This is a genomic window from Pokkaliibacter sp. MBI-7, from assembly GCF_029846635.1.
GTDB lineage: Bacteria > Pseudomonadota > Gammaproteobacteria > Pseudomonadales > Balneatricaceae > Pokkaliibacter.
The window spans coordinates 225,393-243,574 of record NZ_JARVTG010000002.1; the positions used below are offsets into that span (position 1 = coordinate 225,393).

16 protein-coding genes are annotated in these 18,182 nt (G+C 54.0%); 6 read left to right on the top strand and 10 right to left on the bottom strand.

What is annotated here, in order from left to right; genetic code table 11:
* The first annotated feature begins 23 nt into the window (after window positions 1–23).
* Window positions 24–1,886, top strand: a complete 1,863-nt coding sequence (locus QCD60_RS20685) for a SurA N-terminal domain-containing protein (RefSeq protein WP_279788108.1) — start codon at window positions 24–26, stop codon at window positions 1,884–1,886.
* Window positions 1,887–1,996: 110 nt separating this feature from the next.
* Here QCD60_RS20685 and queG read toward each other — a convergent pair whose 3' ends face one another.
* From queG to phhA, 5 genes are all read right to left on the bottom strand, one after another.
* A complete protein-coding gene (gene queG, locus QCD60_RS20690; RefSeq protein ID WP_279788109.1) occupies window positions 1,997–3,073 on the bottom strand; it encodes a tRNA epoxyqueuosine(34) reductase QueG in 1,077 nt (358 codons plus the stop codon).
* Between the two features lie 43 nt (window positions 3,074–3,116).
* Window positions 3,117–3,521: a Cu(I)-responsive transcriptional regulator gene (gene cueR, locus QCD60_RS20695; protein ID WP_279788110.1), complete on the bottom strand. Its 405-nt coding sequence runs from the start codon at window positions 3,519–3,521 to the stop codon at window positions 3,117–3,119.
* An 80-nt stretch (window positions 3,522–3,601) separates the two neighbouring features.
* On the bottom strand, window positions 3,602–5,959 hold the full coding sequence (locus QCD60_RS20700; protein WP_279788111.1) for a heavy metal translocating P-type ATPase: 2,358 nt from the start codon (window positions 5,957–5,959) through the stop codon (window positions 3,602–3,604).
* Window positions 5,960–6,095: 136 nt separating this feature from the next.
* Complete coding sequence (locus tag QCD60_RS20705; protein WP_279788112.1) at window positions 6,096–6,698, bottom strand: DNA-J related domain-containing protein; 603 nt, start codon at window positions 6,696–6,698, stop codon at window positions 6,096–6,098.
* Between the two features lie 69 nt (window positions 6,699–6,767).
* Window positions 6,768–7,577: a phenylalanine 4-monooxygenase gene (gene phhA, locus QCD60_RS20710; RefSeq protein ID WP_279788113.1), complete on the bottom strand. Its 810-nt coding sequence runs from the start codon at window positions 7,575–7,577 to the stop codon at window positions 6,768–6,770.
* Window positions 7,578–7,770: 193 nt separating this feature from the next.
* Between phhA and QCD60_RS20715 the strand changes: the two genes are divergently transcribed.
* A complete protein-coding gene (locus QCD60_RS20715; protein WP_279788114.1) occupies window positions 7,771–8,268 on the top strand; it encodes a MarR family transcriptional regulator in 498 nt (165 codons plus the stop codon).
* Window positions 8,269–8,343: 75 nt separating this feature from the next.
* Here QCD60_RS20715 and QCD60_RS20720 read toward each other — a convergent pair whose 3' ends face one another.
* From QCD60_RS20720 to QCD60_RS20740, 5 genes are all read right to left on the bottom strand, one after another.
* Window positions 8,344–9,195: a 6-carboxytetrahydropterin synthase gene (locus QCD60_RS20720; RefSeq protein WP_279788115.1), complete on the bottom strand. Its 852-nt coding sequence runs from the start codon at window positions 9,193–9,195 to the stop codon at window positions 8,344–8,346.
* A complete protein-coding gene (gene queE / locus QCD60_RS20725) occupies window positions 9,195–9,842 on the bottom strand; it encodes a 7-carboxy-7-deazaguanine synthase (protein ID WP_279788116.1) in 648 nt (215 codons plus the stop codon). Before queE ends, QCD60_RS20720 begins: the two co-directional genes overlap by 1 nt.
* Before the next feature lie 95 nt (window positions 9,843–9,937).
* Window positions 9,938–10,600 (bottom strand): 7-cyano-7-deazaguanine synthase QueC, encoded by a 663-nt coding sequence (gene queC / locus QCD60_RS20730; RefSeq protein ID WP_279788117.1) that lies wholly within the window; start codon window positions 10,598–10,600, stop codon window positions 9,938–9,940.
* Between the two features lie 98 nt (window positions 10,601–10,698).
* Entirely contained in the window at window positions 10,699–11,655 is a 957-nt protein-coding gene (locus tag QCD60_RS20735; RefSeq protein ID WP_279788118.1) for a diguanylate cyclase, read from the bottom strand.
* A gap of 5 nt (window positions 11,656–11,660) precedes the next feature.
* On the bottom strand, window positions 11,661–12,656 hold the full coding sequence (locus QCD60_RS20740) for a response regulator (protein ID WP_279788119.1): 996 nt from the start codon (window positions 12,654–12,656) through the stop codon (window positions 11,661–11,663).
* 361 nt (window positions 12,657–13,017) lie between these two features.
* Here QCD60_RS20740 and QCD60_RS20745 point away from each other — a divergent pair, with 361 nt between their 5' ends.
* From QCD60_RS20745 to QCD60_RS20760, 4 genes are all read left to right on the top strand, one after another.
* The gene (locus tag QCD60_RS20745; RefSeq protein ID WP_279788120.1) at window positions 13,018–15,462 is read left to right on the top strand and encodes a DNA polymerase II; all 2,445 of its coding nucleotides are present in this window, start codon (window positions 13,018–13,020) and stop codon (window positions 15,460–15,462) included.
* A gap of 176 nt (window positions 15,463–15,638) precedes the next feature.
* Window positions 15,639–16,022 carry an ASCH domain-containing protein gene (locus tag QCD60_RS20750; RefSeq protein ID WP_279788121.1) on the top strand — a complete coding sequence of 128 codons (384 nt, stop codon included), beginning with the start codon at window positions 15,639–15,641 and terminating at the stop codon, window positions 16,020–16,022.
* Window positions 16,023–16,199: 177 nt separating this feature from the next.
* Window positions 16,200–17,321 (top strand): M14 family metallopeptidase, encoded by a 1,122-nt coding sequence (locus tag QCD60_RS20755; protein WP_279788122.1) that lies wholly within the window; start codon window positions 16,200–16,202, stop codon window positions 17,319–17,321.
* A gap of 254 nt (window positions 17,322–17,575) precedes the next feature.
* Window positions 17,576–18,085, top strand: coding sequence for an MgtC/SapB family protein (locus QCD60_RS20760; protein ID WP_279788123.1), 510 nt, complete (start codon window positions 17,576–17,578; stop codon window positions 18,083–18,085).
* Window positions 18,086–18,182: the final 97 nt, after the last annotated feature.

Consider the following 18,182-nt stretch of genomic DNA (forward strand, 5'->3'; position numbering starts at 1 on the left):
AACGTAGGCAGAGTGGGGGCCCCATGCTGCAAAACATACGCGATAAATCTACTGGTTGGATTACCAAGATAGTTATTGGATTTATTGTTTTAACCTTTGCTCTTTTCGGTGTTGAGTCACTGATATCTTTAGCCAATCGTGAGCCAGCACCTGCCAGCGTGAACGGCGATGATATCAAGCAGCAGGATCTAAGCCAGATGGTAGAGCTGCAGCGCAGACAGATTTATAACCAGCTCGGAGGGAATGTTGACCCGGCCATGCTGGAAGAAAATCGGCTCAAGTCGCAAGCACTGGATCGCCTGATTGATGAAAAGCTTCTGTTACAGGAGGCTGCTAAACGTCATCTTACCGTTCCCGATATGATGGTGGATCAAATGATCGTGCAGACGCCGGACTTTCAGGACAATGGGAAGTTTAGCCAGGAGCGATATCAGCAAGTGCTGGGCAATAATGGTATGACTCCATTGATGTACCGACAATTACTGCAGAAGCAGCTGCTGATCGGTCAATTGCGTGATGCTATTGTGGGTTCATCCTTTATGCTGCCGTCTGAGTTTGATCAGCTTATGGCGCTTGATCGTCAGCAGCGTGACATCCGATATAGTGAGTTCAAGGTTTCTGATTTCCTTGATAAGGCTACTCCTTCAGATGCGGACCTGAAGTCCTACTATGATGCTCATCTCAAGACGTACGTGGCACCTGAGCAGGTGGCAGTCAACTACATTGAACTGAGCAAGGATAACTTTGTTGACCAGGCTAAAGTCGATGAGGCTGCGCTTCAGACCGATTACGATGCCGCTGTTGAGAAACTCAAGGCTCAGAAGGCTCGTGAAGTGGCTCATATCCTCATCGCTGTGAACGATAAACGCGATGATGCTGCAGCTAAAGCTCGTGCTGATGAAGTGGAAGCCAAGCTCAAGTCAGGGGAAGATTTCTCTGCGTTGGCGAAAACGTATTCTGATGACTCCGGAAGTGCGAATGACGGCGGGAATCTGGGTTTGCTGGAGCCAGGAACCTTGGGTGACTCACTGGATAAAGCGGTAGAGGCGTTGCAGGTTGGGCAGGTATCTGAGCCAGTGCGCAGCGATTATGGGTACCATATCGTTAAGCTCGTCTCTGTACAGGACAAAACGCCTCCTTCTTTTGACGACATGAAAGCCTCACTGGTCAAACAACAAAAAGACAGTAAAGCTGAGCAACTGTTCCTGGAGAAGGCTGAGCAGCTGGCAGATCTGGTGTTTACCTCATCCGATCTTGAGGCGCCCGCGAAGACGTTGGGAGTGGAGGTTAAGCAAGTACCTTTATTTAGCCGCAATACTGCTGAAGGTGTCGTGGCAAACGAGAAGGTACTGGCTAAAGCGTTTGATCCAGATTTCATCAATGATGGTACAAACAGTGATCCTATCGAAGTAGGTAAAGATCATGTTGTCGTCATTCGGGTAACCGATCACAAGGAGTCGCGTCAGCTGACTCTTGATGAAGTCAAAGATCGTGTTACTGAGGCTGTGAAGCGTCAGCAGGCCCATGATCTGGCTGTCAAAGCCGCAGACGTTTTGAAGGCGGAAGTGCTCAAGCAGCCGGATGGAATGTCTGCCTGGCAGCAGAAAGACAATCTGACTCGTAATGCACAGGAAGATCCTTTGTTGGTCCGTGGTATTTTTGCTATGCCTAAACCAGAAGAAGGCAAGCCGAGCATTGAGCCTATCACTCTGATGAGTGGCGATGTATGGCTGGTTGATCTTGCTAAGGTGCATGCTGGAGAGCAGAAGGTGTCGGATGAGCAGCGTCAGGGTCTGGCCAGCTATCTCGCTGGCCAGGAAGGCTCTCAGTTGTTCCAGGCTTTCCTCGAGAAGCTGAGAACGTCGGCTGCAATCGAGCGCCATTAAGTCTGTCTCTGAAATAAAAAACGCCCCTTGTGGGCGTTTTTTATTGCCTATCATCTAGCTGCCATGAAAGTTATCAGTCTTTGTCAGATAGTGCTGGGGCACGTGGCAGGCTATGTCTCCGCTTTGCACAGTTGTTGCGATATAGCCCATTCAATATGTTCTCCTACCAGTGAGGAGCAGCTCGTGAGGCGACTTTGTAATGTACTCAGTATGGATGTGCTGAACGGTGCGTTACCCAGGGCGATAGCAATATTGCGTTGCCACCCTTCGTAGCCTGTGCGTCTTATGGGTGAGCCTTCCGTATTGGTAAGGAAAGTGGCTTCATCCCATGCAAACAAGGTAAGCAGATCTGCGCTGTCGAGGCTATGTCTGGGATGGAAGTCCTGCTCGGGTGTACTGCTGGCAAATCGGTTCCACGGGCAAACCAGCTGGCAGTCGTCACAGCCATAGATTCGGTTACCCATAAGTGGTCTCAGTTCTGTCGGGATGCTGCCGCGGTATTCTATGGTGAGGTAAGAGATGCAGCGTCGCGCATCGAGTTGCTTCGGTCCGATAAAGGCATTTGTCGGACAAAGATCCATGCAGGCGGAGCAACGTCCACAATGCTCTTTGACAGGTTGTGCAGTGTTAATGAGTGGCAGATTGGTATACAGCTCTCCGAGAAAGAACCATGAGCCGGCCTTCCGATTCATGATGAGACTGTTCTTCCCCATCCACCCCAGCCCTGCTTGTTCCGCTATGGGCTTTTCCATTACGGGGGCACTATCAACAAAGGCCCGGTAGCCAAGTGTGCCGACGTCCTGCTCAATCTGCTTTGCCAGTTGTGTCAGGCGCTTGCGTATGACTTTGTGGTAGTCACGCCCCAGGGCATATCTTGATACATAGGCTTTGGCTGGTGAGTTGAGTATTTTGAGTGCCTGGGTTTCGGGAGGCAGATAATCCATCCGCACTGAAATAATGCTGAGAGTTCCTTCATGCAGGAGCGCAGGATTACGACGTAACTCCTGATTGTTTTCCAGGTAGCTCATTTCACCGTGCAGGCCTTTCTCAACCCACTGGCGCATGTATTCAGGATGGTCGCCGAGCTCCAGACTGCTGACGCCCATGTCCTGGAAGCCCAGCTCACGTGCCCACAGGCGGATTTTTTCAGTCAGATCGACAAGTTGTTGGGTGGAAAGGGTAGTCACTGCTTTGGTGGATCTGGAATTAGGGGCGAGTAGTATAGCAGAGTCAGTGCGTGCCACTCTCGGCTGCATCAAGTGAGTCGATAATGGCGCACTGCGGATTGTCATCACCATGGCAATGCCTGATCAGCTCTCCCAATGCATCTCGCATGGCTTGAAGGTTCTGAATTTGTCGGTCCAGTTCGATGATGCGTGCCTGGGCCAATTGCTTAACTTCTGCGCTTGCGCGATGAGGATCTTCGTAGAGCTTGAGCAGTTCTGCGCATTCTTCGAGTGAGAAGCCAAGATCCTTGGCGCGAAGTACAAACTGCAACGTATGTACGTCCTGCTCGCCATAGTGTCGGTAGCCATTTTCAGCGCGTCTGGCTTGTTGTAGCAGGCCAATACTTTCGTAGTAGCGGATGGTTTTGGTAGATAGTCCAGTGCGTTTGGACAGATCGCTTATCTTCACCTTATCACCTGCAGTATGTTATCTGGGTAAGTTTGCCATCGCAGCATTGAGCTGTGATGGCATGGTGTCTAGTCAGGCTGCTACCAGCCTGGGTGCCAGCGCCGCAGCAGTAGAGCATTACCCAGAACGGTCAGGCTACTCAATGCCATGGCCCCACCTGCCAGAGCAGGACTGAGATAGCCGCAGGCAGCCAGAGGGATCCCCAAACTATTGAAGATAAACGCCCAGAACAGATTCTGCGTTATCTTCGTACGGGTTCTTCTGCAGATATCCAGGGCGGCGGGGACAAGGCGTGGATCAGCGTGTAACAGGGTAATACTTGCCGTCTCCTTCGCAACATCCGTACCGCTACCCATGGCAATGCTCAAGTCTGCCTGAGCTAAAGCGGGGGCATCGTTAATGCCATCACCGACCATCAGAGTAGGGTGCTGTTTTTGATGCTCAGCGATGTGCTCGACCTTCTGTGCTGGTAAGAGCCCAGCATGGAAGCCATCGAGTTTGAGTTCCTCGGCTAGCGTTACGGCGCTTTCCTGACGATCACCAGTCAGCATATAACTGGCGATATTACGTTGGTGTAGCAACTCGATTGCACTGGCAGACGTTTCACGAGCCTGATCAGACATTGTGTAGGCAGCAAACCATTCATTGTTGATGGCGACGTGTACCAGACTGCCATTTGTCTGCTGCAGTGCCAGCAGTTGCGCATCATCATCGGGTATTGAAATACCATGCTCCTGCAGAAGCGTAGCGGTGCCGATCAGTACTGGCTGTTGCTGGTAGCTTGCCTTGATACCTTTACCTGCAATGGCTGTAATCGCATCTGTTTCAGCCGCCTGAACTCCCAGGTTGTGTGCATAGTCTGTATAAGCTTTAGCCAGAGGATGCTCACTGCCTTGCTGTACACCAAGTACAATTGAGGCTAGCTGTTCCGGCGCTGTCTGACGCTGATACCAATGGCTGACCATTGGCTTGCCTACGGTCAGCGTGCCTGTTTTATCGAAGAACACCGTATCGATATGGCGGGCAGACTCCAGTACCTGTAAATCACGTATCAGAATTCCATGACGAGCAGCTATACCCGTCCCCGTTAAAAGTGCTGTAGGGGTGGCGAGGCCCAGTGCGCAGGGGCAGGCGATAACCAGTACGGACACTGCTGCCATCAGGGCTTCGGTGAAACTGCCGCCAGCCACCAGCCAGCCCAGCAAGGTTAGAGCTGCAATCCCCAGTACAACGGGTACAAAGATGCTGCTGATTCTGTCAACAAGCTGCTGTACGGGGGCCTTGCCTGACTGCGCCTCTTCTACCAGCTTAATGATCCTGGCAAGGGTTGTGTCGCTGCCCATCGCGGTAGCGTTGATCTCCAGTGTGGATGAACCATTGATGCTGCCTGCGATGACGTTATCACCAGGCTGGCGGCTGACTGGCAGACTTTCACCGGTCAGCAACGACTCATCAAGTTCACTTTGCCCAGATAGGATTCGGCCATCCACGGGTACACGCTCACCAGGTTTGACGAGAATCCTGTCGCCCAGCCTGAGACTGGCCAGAGAGGTTTCTTGCCAGCTGCCATCCTGCCAGCGTCGTGCAACATCAGGCGTCAGGGACAACAAGGCATCCAGAGCGAAAGCTGTTTTGCGCTTCGCTCTTTCTTCCATCCATTTGCCAAAACTGATCAGTGTCAGTAGGACCGCCGCTGACTCAAAGTAGAGATGATGGCCATCATAACCCGTAAGCATGAGTGTAACGCTGTAGAGGAAAGCGGCTGAGGTACCGAGCGCTACCAGCACATCCATATTGGCGTAACGGGATTTGAGAGCGTGATAACTCCCACGATAGAAGCGATACCCAAGGCCCAGTTGTGTCGGCAGGGCAAGAATAAATTGTGCCCATCCGGGTAATGGCTGAATAACACCTGTCATGGGTAGCAGTAATGGAACACAAAGCAGTGCTGCTACAACCAGCATCCAGGATGAAGAGGATAAAACAGAGTGGTGTTCGGCTGAGTTGCCCTGACTGGCCATTTCTGGCCGAGCGTGGTAGCCCAGAGACTCAATACTGAGCTCTATCTGATGCTGTAATTCCTGACTGCTCTCTAATGCTTCGATACGTGCTTTGCCCGTGGCCAGATTAACACTGGCTGACACCACATCCGGTAGTGTATTCAGCGCTTGTTCTACTTTGGTAACACAGCTGGCACAGTGCATGCCCTCGATGTGCACAGAGATAACCGTCGTTTTGCTTTTATAGCCGAGCTGTTTGATGGCTTCCAGGCTACGCTCCCTGATGTCGGCTGACGCAGGTTCAATGGTGGCACGGTTGAGAGCGAAATTGACATCGGCTCGTGACACCCCATCGAGGTTACTCAGTGTACGTGCGACCTTGTTAGCGCAGCCTGCGCAGCGCATGCCTTCTATATCAATGGTCAGATGAGCTGACATGACAGACCTCCAGTCCTGAAAGGTACTGAATCCAGTATTCACTCTTGCTTTGAGTGAGGTGGAAAACAGCAGAATGGACTGAGTCTAAACCTTCCAGTAAGGGCAAGGTAAAGAGAAGGTTTGCGTCTGAAAAATGCTAACCGCGCTGTGTGCCCAAAAAGGGTCTGAGGTAGTCCCAGGCTGACTGTATTTCCTTGAAGCGACACTCATCACCGCCGCGATCAGGGTGATGCTGCATGGCCAGTCGCTGATATTGCCGTCGGATCAGTTGATGGCTACTGACGTCCACCGTCGCTTCCGGAGGTAGTTCCAGGGCGCACAGTGCTGCTTGCAGGTGGCCACTGTCCGTGAGGTGATAGCGCTTCCAGAAGCTGTCCAGCAGTGCGTGGACTTCCTGCTGATCGGTGCTGGCAAACTGCTGCCAGTCCATGTAGTAGGCCTGCAGTGGATCGCTTTTGGTCAGGCCTTCATGCCCTGGCTGCCAGGGAGCAAGACAAATACACAGGGTATGAATCTCCAGAAGGCCACTTTGCTCGCTCAGTAATTGCTCACGTAAATGATAGAGGCAGTGAAACAGCAAAAAGTGGCTACGAAACAGAGAGAGCTCGGGGGATAGAGGTAAGTCCAGATGGTGCTTGCGCAGCGCTTTGATCAAGGCGTACTCGCTGAGCCCCGCAGGATAGAGGGCGAGTTCCTGTCTGATTAAATGGCAGATGGTTTCGACGAGTGCTGGATTCATCGGCACAGACTGTCATGGTCATGCAGGCAATGCAAACCTGTTGTAGCGACTGGCACTGGCTGTGGTTTTTCAGGCGGATACCGGTGTTTCAAACAACGCTGGGAGCAGGCCTAGCTGCTGTGCCTGACGGACCCAGTGCAAGAGATCCAGCTGGCTGAGCTCCAGCAAGGTTTCAAAGCTATCCAGCAGAAAGTACCTGGGCTGCATGATATCAATGCGATAAGGGGTGCGTAACACCGTGAGCAGATCAAATGGCACGATGCTGGGGCGGCTGGACCAGGCGTATTCAGTCTCGCCAATGGAGGAGAGTATACCGCCGCCATACACACGATAAGCCCGGTCTGTTACTGACGTTGGTTGCCAGTTCAGTAAACCAAACTCAATGGTGAACCAGTAAAGCCTTGCCAGATAAACGCGTTCCTCCTTGGTGGCGTGGTAACCCAGCCGACCATAGGTGTGAGTAAAGGCGGCGAAGTCCTTATTGGTCAGAAGAGGGCAGTGGCCAAAAATTTCATGGAAGATATCCGGCTCCTGCAAGTAGTCCATGTCTTCCGGGGTACGGATAAAAGTAGCAACGGGAAACTCACGATTCGCCAGTAGCTGAAAAAAGTGATCAAAAGAAATCAGTGCGGGGACAGGGGTAACGCGCCAGCCCGTTGTGTCTTGCAGAGCGACGTTGATCTCCGGTAACTGAGGAATACGATCAGTAGGCAGGTTCAGCGTGGCCAGACCATGCAGATACTGTTTGCAGGCTTTGCCCTGAATGCAGGGTACCTGACGGTGAATCAGATGCTGCCAGGTGTGGTGCTCAGTATCGCTGTAGTGAATCAGGCCTGCCGCATCAGCGGTATGAGCGGTGTAACGTGAAGATTTGCCCATGATGACGTCCTCACGATGAAAGCGGGTTGTTTGCTCTGTTCTTTGGGGGTAGTACCAAAGGTTCCAAGGCAAAGAGCTGGTCGTATGAAGGAAGCGCCATGAGTACGGACAATTGCGCCGGTAAATGGCATGATGCGTTGTCTGTCGCTAAGCTTGTTCCTACGTTAACTGTCTATATCTGCATCTTTGGCCTATGTCTCATCAAGATCATCTCGATAAATTGTCCTTACAGCCTGCTTCATCGGATGCCAGTCACATTCTGCAGCTGGCAGACTTCCTGCCTTATCGGCTTAATACCCTGGCAGGACGGATCAGCCAGGCCCTGTCGGCTGTGTATGAACAGGAGTTTGACCTGAGTATTCCTGAGTGGCGTATTCTGGCAACTCTTGGCGTCAGCAGTGAGCCGCTCTCGGCCAAGTTTATTGGTGAGCAAACATGGATGGACAAGGCTAAGGTGTCTCGCGCCATGGCTTCTCTGGTCAGCAAGGGGCTGGTTGATCGTGAGCGTGAGCGCGGTGATCATCGCCAGAGTCGGATCACCCTCAGTGAGGCGGGCTGGGAGCTTTATCGGCGGCTGGTGCCCAAGGCGCGTACCTGGGAGCAAGCGCTGCTGGCAGAAATGTCAGACGATGACAAGGCTGCATTGCATCGTTTGCTGGGGGTACTCGAAACGAGTCTGAACAACGGCTGACAGGGTTAGTCGTGTGATGCTGACTGACGGATTAGCGTGGCCACGTTCATGGTCAGCCAGCATGCTGGTGCGGTGTTATCTGCGGGGAGGAATACGGTAGATAGCGCCTTTGCCGATACCCTCGAAAGCCTGCACTCGCCACTCGGCATCGGGGTGCTGATCGTGCAGCTGCTCGGTGATATACCGTGCTAATTCTTCTACGGTGGTATCGCGATCAAGGATTTCGCAGCGTGCGGCAGGCATGCGCAGGGTAAAGTGGCCCTGATTGCTGCTGTAGGCAAAATCAATCTGATGCTCGGTATAGCCAGTCACGTCTTCCGCCGTACCCAGATAGATATTCTGCCAGCGTGTTGCCCATGCGCTTTCGGCCTGTCGATCACGCTCACCATTACGGAAAATACGAATCGTGGAGCGGTGGCCGTGGACGATCCGCTGACAGTTTCCACTGTGCTTCTTGAGGCCGTGGCTGTATTGATACATCACGCCATCAACCTGTTCATTCACCAGCGTGAAACGTACCTGCTGCAGGTTGTCAGGTAGCAAGGGCAGAATCAGCTGTTGCAGATGCAAGGCAACTGACTCTGCCGTAATTGCCTCGCAGTCAAGCAACGAGTAAGCCTGGGCGGGCCCGCTGCTCTCAAAGCCAAAACGACTGTGGTCAAACACGACTCGCGTCTGCTCTGCCTCTTTCTCAATGAGCAAACCGGGCAGGCGGGCGGGGAGCAGCAACGTGTGATCCAGTGTCGCATCGATATGACGCTTGATCTGCTTTTTCACCTCACCGAAGTCGAGCAGCATACTTTGCTGATCCAGCTCGCCATCCAGCTCAATATCCACGCGCCAGCTTTCCCCCTGAATGCCTTGATCGGCACTCAGGAGTGAGCAGTCCAGAACGGTAAGATTTTCTACAAAAAGGGTTAAAGCCATTAGTCGATACCCAGATACTTATGGGTTTGCAAGCTGAGACGCCATTGTGGGTGTGCCAGGCAGTATGCGATGGCAGCCCTGGTGTTGGCCTCCCGGTCGGGGCCATCCATGGGCTGCAGATAAAAGTGCTGGAAGTCCAGATGGGTGAAACGTTCCGGCATCGCCAGCAGCTGCGGATAGACCAGTTTCAGTTCGTGGCCGGCCAGCTGTTGAAGTTCCGCATCGGCTTTGGGGCTGATGCAGATCCAGTCAATGCCAGCCGGTGCTGCCAGAGTGCCGTTGGACTCGATAGCAATTTCAAAGCCCAGCTGATGGAAGGCTTCAATCAGTGTGGGATCAAGCTGCAGCAGTGGCTCACCACCGGTACAGACCACATACTTCTGGCCTTCAGTAGTGATGGGCCAGAGTCCATGTATATGACGGGCCAAGGCGTCAGCGCTGTCGAACTGCCCCCCATTCTGACCATCCGTACCGATAAAATCAGTATCACAAAACTGGCAGACAGCTGTGGCCCGGTGCTTTTCCTTGCCTGACCACAGGTTGCACCCTGTGAAACGACAGAATACGGCGGGCCGCCCACTGTGAGCCCCTTCACCTTGCAGAGTGTAGAAGGCTTCCTTGATCTGATAACGTTTTTTACCTGCCATCACCAGCCCTCATGGCATCGGCGCGGCATGTATCAGCAGCGCCATTGCCAGGTTGCAGTATAACCGCCGTAGGGGATGGCCAGGCCGTGAGCAATTCAGGCTTGTTCATAATCCAACGGGTCTTTGACACCATTAAGTTGGAAGGCTTCCAGACGTTCCTGGCAGGAGCCACATTTTCCGCACGACAACTCGCGGCCGTTGTAGCAGGTCCAGGTTTTGCTGTAGTCCAGACCCATGCGCAGACCATCGGCCAGAATGTCGATCTTGTTCTTGTACAAGTAAGGACTAACAACCTGTACGGGTTCAAAATTGGCAATCTGCGCTACGTCGTTCATCTTCTCGACGAACTCAGGGCGGCAGTCAGGGTAAATGGTGTGGTCGCCAGAGTGTGCACCGTACATAACTTTGCGTGCACCAATGGAGACGGCATAGCCGATGGCCAGAGACAGCAGGATCATGTTGCGATTGGGAACCACAGTGGACTTCATGTTGTCCGCCGCGTAATGACCTTCAGGAATGTCGATGTCATCGGTCAGAGACGAACCCGCCAGAAGCGAGTTGATAGCTCGGATATCGACGACTTTGTGGCTCAGACTCAGGGACGTGCAGACTTCCTCTGCCACCAGTAATTCTCTGGCGTGGCGTTGGCCGTAGTTGAACGACAGCGGGTACACCTCATAGCCATCACGCAGGGCTCGGTGTAACACGGTAAAGGAGTCCATTCCTCCAGAGTAAATAACGACGACTTTATCTTTCATGGACGTCCCACGGCTAAAAACCGCGCATTATAGTCGGTTTTTAGCCTGAATGGCACTCACTTGCTGGTGACAGACAGGCACCAACAAATGATCAAATATCAGGAGTGGCTAACCTGATTGCGACCATTCTGTTTGGAGCGATACAGCGCCTGGTCCGCTTTCTCCAGCCAGTCCTTGTGGGAGTGAATAGTCTGGTTGAGCTGGCAAATGCCTACGCTGATTGTGTAACTGATGGATTGCCCCTCATAGTTCACTGCATGCTTTTCAATCTGTTTGCGCAGACGTTCAGCGAAGAAGTTGGCACCGGCAATGTCTGTGTTGACAAGAATGACACCAAACTCCTCACCGCCGTAGCGACCTGCCACATCCGTAGTTCGCAGGCTGGCACGTAATATCCGGCTGGTCTGCCGAATAACCTCGTCACCCGCAGGATGACCAAAGCCATCGTTAACCTTTTTAAAGTGGTCGATATCAAACATCACCAGACAATGGGGCTCGCCTGTGCGCTGGTAGCGGCGATAGGTTTTTTCCAGCTCGCTTTCCCAGTGCCCACGATTGAACAGCCGGGTCAGGGCATCTGTGCGGCTGATCATGGCCAGCTCATCGTTGGCTGCTTTCAGGCCCTGCTTGTTGACCGCCGCATCTGTCATGTCATAAACCATCATACAGGCGTGATTGACCCGTCCATCCAGCCCCAGCAGGGGGATAATGGTGACGTTCTGATACATCAGGTCTGCCTGCCCGGTGATGGGCTGGTAGGTATGGAATGGGAAAATATAAGGACGTTGCTCCCAGGTGGAGAAGGCCTTGTTACCCAGCGTAAAAATCATGCTGAGCTGACGATTCAGCCAGTCGTGCGGCATCTCCGGATAGATTTCTGCCAGCTGACGGCCGCGGACGACATCAGGTTTCATGCCGCTGTGGTTTTCCATGAAACCGTTCCACAGCTGCACCTGTTGCTGGCGATCAATGACGACCAGGCCGACATCCAGGGTCTGCAGCATGTTCACCATCCAATGGAACTCGTTGAACTCTTTATCGTGTTGGTCTGGCATAGCAGTTATTCCATGATCAGGCTGACACGGCTGTTGAGAGCCGGAACGGACTGCGGAGTGAACAGGAGCAGCAGGTCGCAGGTAATGTGCTGATCTTCCAGATCATAGCTGATCTCGATGGCGAGCAGTTTTTGCGGACGTTGATTGAGAGTGGATACCAGATCGCGGATGCTGCAGTGCTGGCCCAATACCACGGGATGCCCCTGGCTGAACTCAATGTCCAGTTGTTCGGCAATACCTTTGAGACAGGCGCTGATCAAAATGTTGGCCACATCCATCAGCAGGTCAAGCTGGTCGTGTTCAGACAATGGCAGGTTGAAGTTCATCAACTGGCCAATATCGCTGAAGTCCGAGTCTGCAAACAACAGCATCGCCTCACCGGATATGCCTGAGCCAATGAAGCCCTGGCATACCGCAGACAGACTCTGATGGTCCGATACTGCTTCAAGAGCCATCTGGATTTCGGTGGGCTCGATAAAGTTGACCTTGGGCACGGGCAGCCGGACAAACACCCCCAGTAATCGCGCCAGCCGGTCAGCTGCCTGTCCCATGGCGACGTTGACTACCTCGCGATAACAGTCTTGCAGGTCAACCTCAAACTCGGCGGTGACTGTATTCTGGCTGGTGGGTGTGTCAGGGCGCAGAGAAAAGCGTTCGATGGTCTCCAGTACCTTTTCCGGAGCCACGGGTTTTTGCAAAAACTCCAAAGCACCAAGGTTCATGACCCGCTGGTGGGCTTCCGGCTGAATATCGCCGGAGACGACGATGACTTTGACCTCGAGACCTTCCTGCTGCAGCCATTCCAAAACCTGATAACCGTCCATTTCCGGCATGGTCAGGTCAAGGAACATCACATCGACAGGGTTGCTGCGTAACCAGGCGACCGCTTCTGCACCGTTGGTGGCGAAGTCCAGTGTGGTTGCCCAACTCTCCGGCAGGGCTCTGGCCATCTGTTTGCGAGCCAGACCCGAGTCATCACATATCAGAACAGAATAGGTCATAGCCTCTCCTAAACCCTGGGCTCAATTTCACATCCTGCGGGGTACTGGCGTATCCCTGACATTGGGGTTACGCAGGATCATGGCAGAAAATCCGATGATCCTCAGAGCATATTCTCAGGTGCGTCAAAATGTTACATGGCTTTGACGAACAGTGTACGGGATTTATCCAATTATGGCAGTCGATGTTCTACAGCATGGCCAACAACTGCTTGTCTATCAACAATATATACGGAGGAACAATTTTCCTGTGATAGATTGGCGGCAACCTTCGTGTTTCCTATCGATTCCGGCCATCAGCAGTGCCCTTCAGAGCGCGAATTATTTTACTGCAGTGTTTACGACTGCATCGCAATGAGAAGTCATGGCAACTAATCAGGTAATCCCCACCGATGTCGAGGCGCCCATACAAATACGCGGGTATGTGCTGAGTCGTCATGGTTACGATGTGGCTGGCAGCCTGTGTCTGGGGTACTGGCTGTGGACGGCAGAAGGCGCCATCTACTGGGAAGTGCCCGAGCAGGAGGCGATCTGCTTTCTCCCGGCGGCCAGTGCGGCGAAGGCTCAACAGGCTCTTGGCGATCAGGAGGGGTGGCGTCTGCAGCCACTGCCGCTAACCGATTTTTCGCAGCAACCTGTACTGGGTCTGTACTGCCGCAGTCTCACCGGCTTCTACCGCTGTCGGGAGAAATTACAGGCCGCTCATATCCCATTGATGGAAGAGGATATTCGACCTCAGGAACGCTTTTTGATGGAGCGGGGTATTCGGGCCGGTCTCGAAGTGCGCGGGAGCTGGCGCCGTAATACGGATGGCTCACTGCACCTGATCAGCCAGCAGGCGCGCAAGGCAGAGGTGCAACCCGAGTTGCGGCTGTTATCGCTGGATATAGAAACCACCATGGATGCCAGGCGTATCTATTCCATCGCACTGCAAATGGCTGATCGCAGTGTCGTGCTGATGCAAAGGGAGGAAACGCCCAGACCGGAGAGCATCGATCCTGCACTGCAGGTCGAATGGTTTGATTCCAGCAGAGCCATGCTGGAAGCCATGCAGGGTTATTTTCAGCGTTGGGACCCTGATGCCATTATCGGCTGGAGTGTCGTCGGCTTTGATCTCAAGGTACTTGCGCGAGCCTGTGAACAGGAGCGTATCCCGCTGCGCTGGGGACGGGGTATGCAGGAGGTGCAGCTGCGCGAGTCCCGAACCACCAATCATCACTTTGTCGACTGGCCGGGGCGGGTAGTGCTGGATGGCATTGATACGTTACGCGGAGCCACCTGGCAGTTTGAGAGTTTTGCACTTAATGAGGTGGCACGAGAGTTACTGGGGCGGGAGAAACTGATCGAAGATCCCGATCAGCGTGGCGAAGAAATTACCCGTCTGTTTCGCCACGATCCCTGGGCGCTGGCCGCGTATAACCTGGAAGACTGTCGGCTGGTCAGCGACATCTTTGCTCACGCCAAACTGATGCCCTACCTGATTGCCCGTGCTGATCTGACCGGGTTGTCGCTGGATCGGGTAGGGGGCTCAGCTGCCGCCTTTGACTACCTGTATTTACCGCGCTTGCATCGCAAGGGGTATGTCGCACCGGTCTATGCCTCTGGCGATGCGACGGTGGACAGTCCGGGTGGCTTTGTCATGAATTCCCGGCCCGGGCTGTACGACCATGTGCTGGTGCTGGACTTCAAGAGCCTGTACCCCAGCATCATTCGCACTTTCCTGATTGATCCCTATGCTCTGGTAGAAGGGCTGTCCGGCGCGCATCCTGACAATGAGCAGGTGGATGGCTTCAATCAGGCCAGTTTCTGGCGGCAGGAGCCGATCCTGCCCGCACTGGTGGCGGAATGCTGGCAGGCGCGGGATCAGGCAAAACGTGATGGCAATATGCCGCTGGCAACGGCCATTAAAATTATCATGAATGCTTTCTATGGTGTGCTGGGCTCGCCACTGTGTCGCTTTTTTGATCGGCGTCTGTCCGGTTCGATCACACTGCGTGGTCATCAGATACTGCAGGATAGTCAGGCCTGGTTTCAGCGGCAGGGCTATGAAGTGATCTATGGCGATACCGATTCACTGTTTGTGCATTTACATGGTCATCACAGCGAAGAGCAGGCGTGTGCCCGAGGACGGGAGCTGGCTGCTGCTATCAATGACTGGTGGCGAGACCGGTTGCTGACGGAGTTCAATCTGGCAAGCCACCTCGAAATTCAGTTTGAAGTCCATTACCGCCGTTTTCTGATGCCGACCATTCGTGGCTCGCAGGAAGGCAGCAAAAAGCGGTACGCCGGTCTGGTCAGTAAGGGCAGCGAGCATAAACTGGTGTTCAAGGGGCTGGAGTCCGTCCGCTCCGACTGGACACCCTTTGCCCGGCGTATTCAGCGCGAACTGTATGAGCGGGTGTTCCTCAATCAGCCCTATCGTAACTGGCTGCGCCAGCAGGTGGACGACCTGCTTGGCGGTCGATGCGACGCTGAACTGGTTTACCGCAAACGCCTGCGACGTCCGCTAGATGCCTATCAGAAAAACGTCCCTCCTCATGTGCAGGCGGCACGGAAGATGCGTGAGCACCGTCGGCAGCAAGGACTGCCTGAGCGCTATGAGCGTGGCAGTAGTGTCGAATATGTGCTGACCTTGCATGGCCCTGAAGCTCTGGGTCTGACGACGGCACCGCTCGACTATGAACTCTATATCGAACGGCAGCTCAAACCTGTTGTCGACTCCATCCTGATCTTTGTTAATGACGGCTATGACAAGAGTCTGGCGCCTCAGGCCGACCTGTTCTACGACCTGGACAAAACAAAAGACTGAGCATCAGAGGAGGCCGTTGGTCTCTGCGGGCATGATCAGCAGCAGTAAGGTCTGGCGCGCACCTTGGATTGCATACAATATTCGCTAGTTTAGGTCGCAATGGCGTAGTTTCGCGTCTGGGGCGAGGCTGTGCTATATGCTATGTTTCCTTTCCATTAACAGGAGCCTGTTCGGTTATGCCTCTCAAGGTGATTCAGTTCTGGAGCTATTCCACTGGGGATAACACCTTGCTGGAGCGCGTGCTGGCAGGTAAAAAACGGGCGATTGTGTCACGCCTGCACAGCCAGCGTCCCGGGACCATCGATCCACGCCATTTCTCCGTGGGTGAAGAGGCCATGGTGCAGGATGCCCAGCAGCGCCTGCGCGGACGTATCCGTGTGACCGACATTTATCAGGCAGCGTTTGCTGCCATCCCGGAAAAGCTCTGGCAAGCGGAAGGTTGCTGTGACGCTGAACACCTGCAGGCGGTAATGCGCCATGGTTGGCCTGACGAGCTGCTGGATGAAGATTATGTTTTTCTCGCCATGCATTTTGATCTGGTGGAGGTTATCAGCGACTGACAGGCTGGCTGTTCTCTGGCTGTTCTCTGGCTGGTTTATTTCAGGTTATCTGGTTCGTCCTTGCCGTTTCCCTGCGTTCGTCGATTCGTACCGGTGCCGTCTCACTGACAGATCAGCTGACGGGCACGTAAGCACACACTCTGCAATGAGTATTGGTAGTACATTTCAGGAGTTTTTATGCAAACCCAGCACCACCCTCTCAAGTCTGCCACGGTCGGCACCAGCCGTAGTCTGACCAGCCTGCATTACAGCAATGGCAAGCCAGGCCCCAAGGTATACATTCAGGCGGGTCTGCACGCAGATGAGAACCCCGGCATGCTGGTGCTGCACTATTTGCGTCCTCTGCTGCAGGCCGCTGAAGACGCCGGGCAGATTCGTGGTGAAATCGTGGTCGTGCCGTTTGCCAACCCCATCGGTCTCAACCAGACACTGGCCATGCAGTTCCACGGCCGCTTCGAGTTTGGCAACGGTCAGAACTTCAACCGGAATTACCGCGATCTGGCTGCCATGGTGACGCCATTGCTGGAAGGAAAACTGGGCGCGGATGCTGACAGCAACGTAGCGCAAATCCGTGCTGCCATGCGCAGCGTGATGGCGCAAGAGAAGGCGGTCAACGAGCTGGACAGCATGCGACTCGTCGTGCAGACCCTGGCTTGCGACGCCGATATCATGCTGGATTTGCATTGTGATTCCGAAGCAATCCTGCACCTCTATATTCACAGTGATCAGCAGGAAGAAGGTGCGGAGCTGGCACGTTATCTGGGTAGCGCCGTCACCATGCATGCTCCCGCCAGTAACGGTCAGCCTTTTGACGAATCAGCCTCCGGCCCTTGGGCCGCCTTGCGTGAGGCGTTTCCGGATGCGGCTATTCCGATGGCCTGCTTTGCCAGCACCGTGGAGTACCGTGGCCAGAAAGACGTCAGCACCGAACTGGCAACTGATGATGCCGAGCGGATTTTCACTTATTTGCGTGCTCAGGGTGCTGTCGATACAGGCAGTCTGCCCGCACGCCCTGAGCTACCCCGGGAAGTCAAAGATCTGGCCGCCACAGATGTTATTCGAGCGCCTGTTTCCGGGATAGTCGAATACCATCGTGAGCCAGGTGAAATGGTCAGGGAAGGTGATGCACTGGTATCACTGATTGATCCTCTGACCAACGACAAGCACACGCTGGTTTCAGGCGTGGATGGATTGCTCTATGCGCGCAACCGGATTCGCTTTGCTCATTCAGACATGGAACTGACCTTTGTGTCAGGCGACAAGGTGGTGCGTTCAGGCTATCTGCTGTCCGCGCGCTGATGGGGACGGGTGGGGGCGTCATCAACGACCCCACCTGAAAAAGCGGCCGCACGGGCGACCGAAGGGGAAATAACGGGGATGTGTTACCACATCCCCGTTATTGTTTCTAAGGACAGGAAATGAGCAGTGCAAGGGGTTCAGCTGGCCCCTCGGGGCCGTTACTATCTGCAGCAGCTGGCAGGCTACACTGCCGGATGGTCCAGAGCGTGAATACGTTCTTATAACCAGAGTTCCATGCCCTACTAAGCAGGTTGATGATGGCTTCAATATGGTCCACGTTGCTGGATATTTCTCCTCTTGACTGGAAGGGCGTGCTGAGCGCCTGTCTGGCGGGCGGCATTATCGGTCTGGAGCGCCAGTTGCAGGGCAAGCCTGCGGGGATTCGCACCAGTATGCTGATCTGCCTTGGCTCCTATCTGTTCGTCGCCATCTCTAATGGTCTGGTAAGTGCGTCGGGTGATCCCAGTCGTGTGGTGGGGCAGGTCATCACTGGTATCGGTTTTATTGGTGCCGGGGTGATCATGAATAAAGAAGGGATCCTGCATGGCGTAACCTCGGCCTCGGTCATCTGGGTGCTGGCGGGTATCGGTGTCACCATCGGGCTGCATGATCATGGCCTCGGTATCAAGCTCGCTGTCCTGACGGTCATTATTCTGGTCGGTATCGACGGCTTTGAGCGCCGCCTCAAGAGTCTGCGCAAAGGGGTGCATGTGCACAGCGTTCCGCAAAATACAGATATTCGTGATGACGAGCAGCAGTCCTGAGCGGCTGGATGATGGCCAACGCCTGAGCGGCAACATCCTGTTAGACTGAGGCCGGGGTGGACGCGGGATGCCATCACCGTAGCGGATGTGAAAGGTA

Bases quoted from the DNA above. Each gene is read 5' to 3' on its own strand.
- QCD60_RS20685 (WP_279788108.1), top strand. From the start codon at position 24: ATGCTGCAAAACATACGCGATAAATCTACTGGTTGGATTACCAAGATA.
- QCD60_RS20700 (WP_279788111.1), bottom strand. From the start codon at position 5,959: ATGTCAGCTCATCTGACCATTGATATAGAAGGCATGCGCTGCGCAGGC.
- QCD60_RS20705 (WP_279788112.1), bottom strand. From the start codon at position 6,698: ATGAATCCAGCACTCGTCGAAACCATCTGCCATTTAATCAGACAGGAA.
- phhA (WP_279788113.1), bottom strand. From the start codon at position 7,577: ATGGGCAAATCTTCACGTTACACCGCTCATACCGCTGATGCGGCAGGC.
- QCD60_RS20715 (WP_279788114.1), top strand. From the start codon at position 7,771: ATGTCTCATCAAGATCATCTCGATAAATTGTCCTTACAGCCTGCTTCA.
- QCD60_RS20720 (WP_279788115.1), bottom strand. From the start codon at position 9,195: ATGGCTTTAACCCTTTTTGTAGAAAATCTTACCGTTCTGGACTGCTCA.
- queE (WP_279788116.1), bottom strand. From the start codon at position 9,842: ATGGCAGGTAAAAAACGTTATCAGATCAAGGAAGCCTTCTACACTCTG.
- queC (WP_279788117.1), bottom strand. From the start codon at position 10,600: ATGAAAGATAAAGTCGTCGTTATTTACTCTGGAGGAATGGACTCCTTT.
- QCD60_RS20735 (WP_279788118.1), bottom strand. From the start codon at position 11,655: ATGCCAGACCAACACGATAAAGAGTTCAACGAGTTCCATTGGATGGTG.
- QCD60_RS20740 (WP_279788119.1), bottom strand. From the start codon at position 12,656: ATGACCTATTCTGTTCTGATATGTGATGACTCGGGTCTGGCTCGCAAA.
- QCD60_RS20745 (WP_279788120.1), top strand. From the start codon at position 13,018: ATGGCAACTAATCAGGTAATCCCCACCGATGTCGAGGCGCCCATACAA.
- QCD60_RS20750 (WP_279788121.1), top strand. From the start codon at position 15,639: ATGCCTCTCAAGGTGATTCAGTTCTGGAGCTATTCCACTGGGGATAAC.
- QCD60_RS20755 (WP_279788122.1), top strand. From the start codon at position 16,200: ATGCAAACCCAGCACCACCCTCTCAAGTCTGCCACGGTCGGCACCAGC.
- QCD60_RS20760 (WP_279788123.1), top strand. From the start codon at position 17,576: ATGATGGCTTCAATATGGTCCACGTTGCTGGATATTTCTCCTCTTGAC.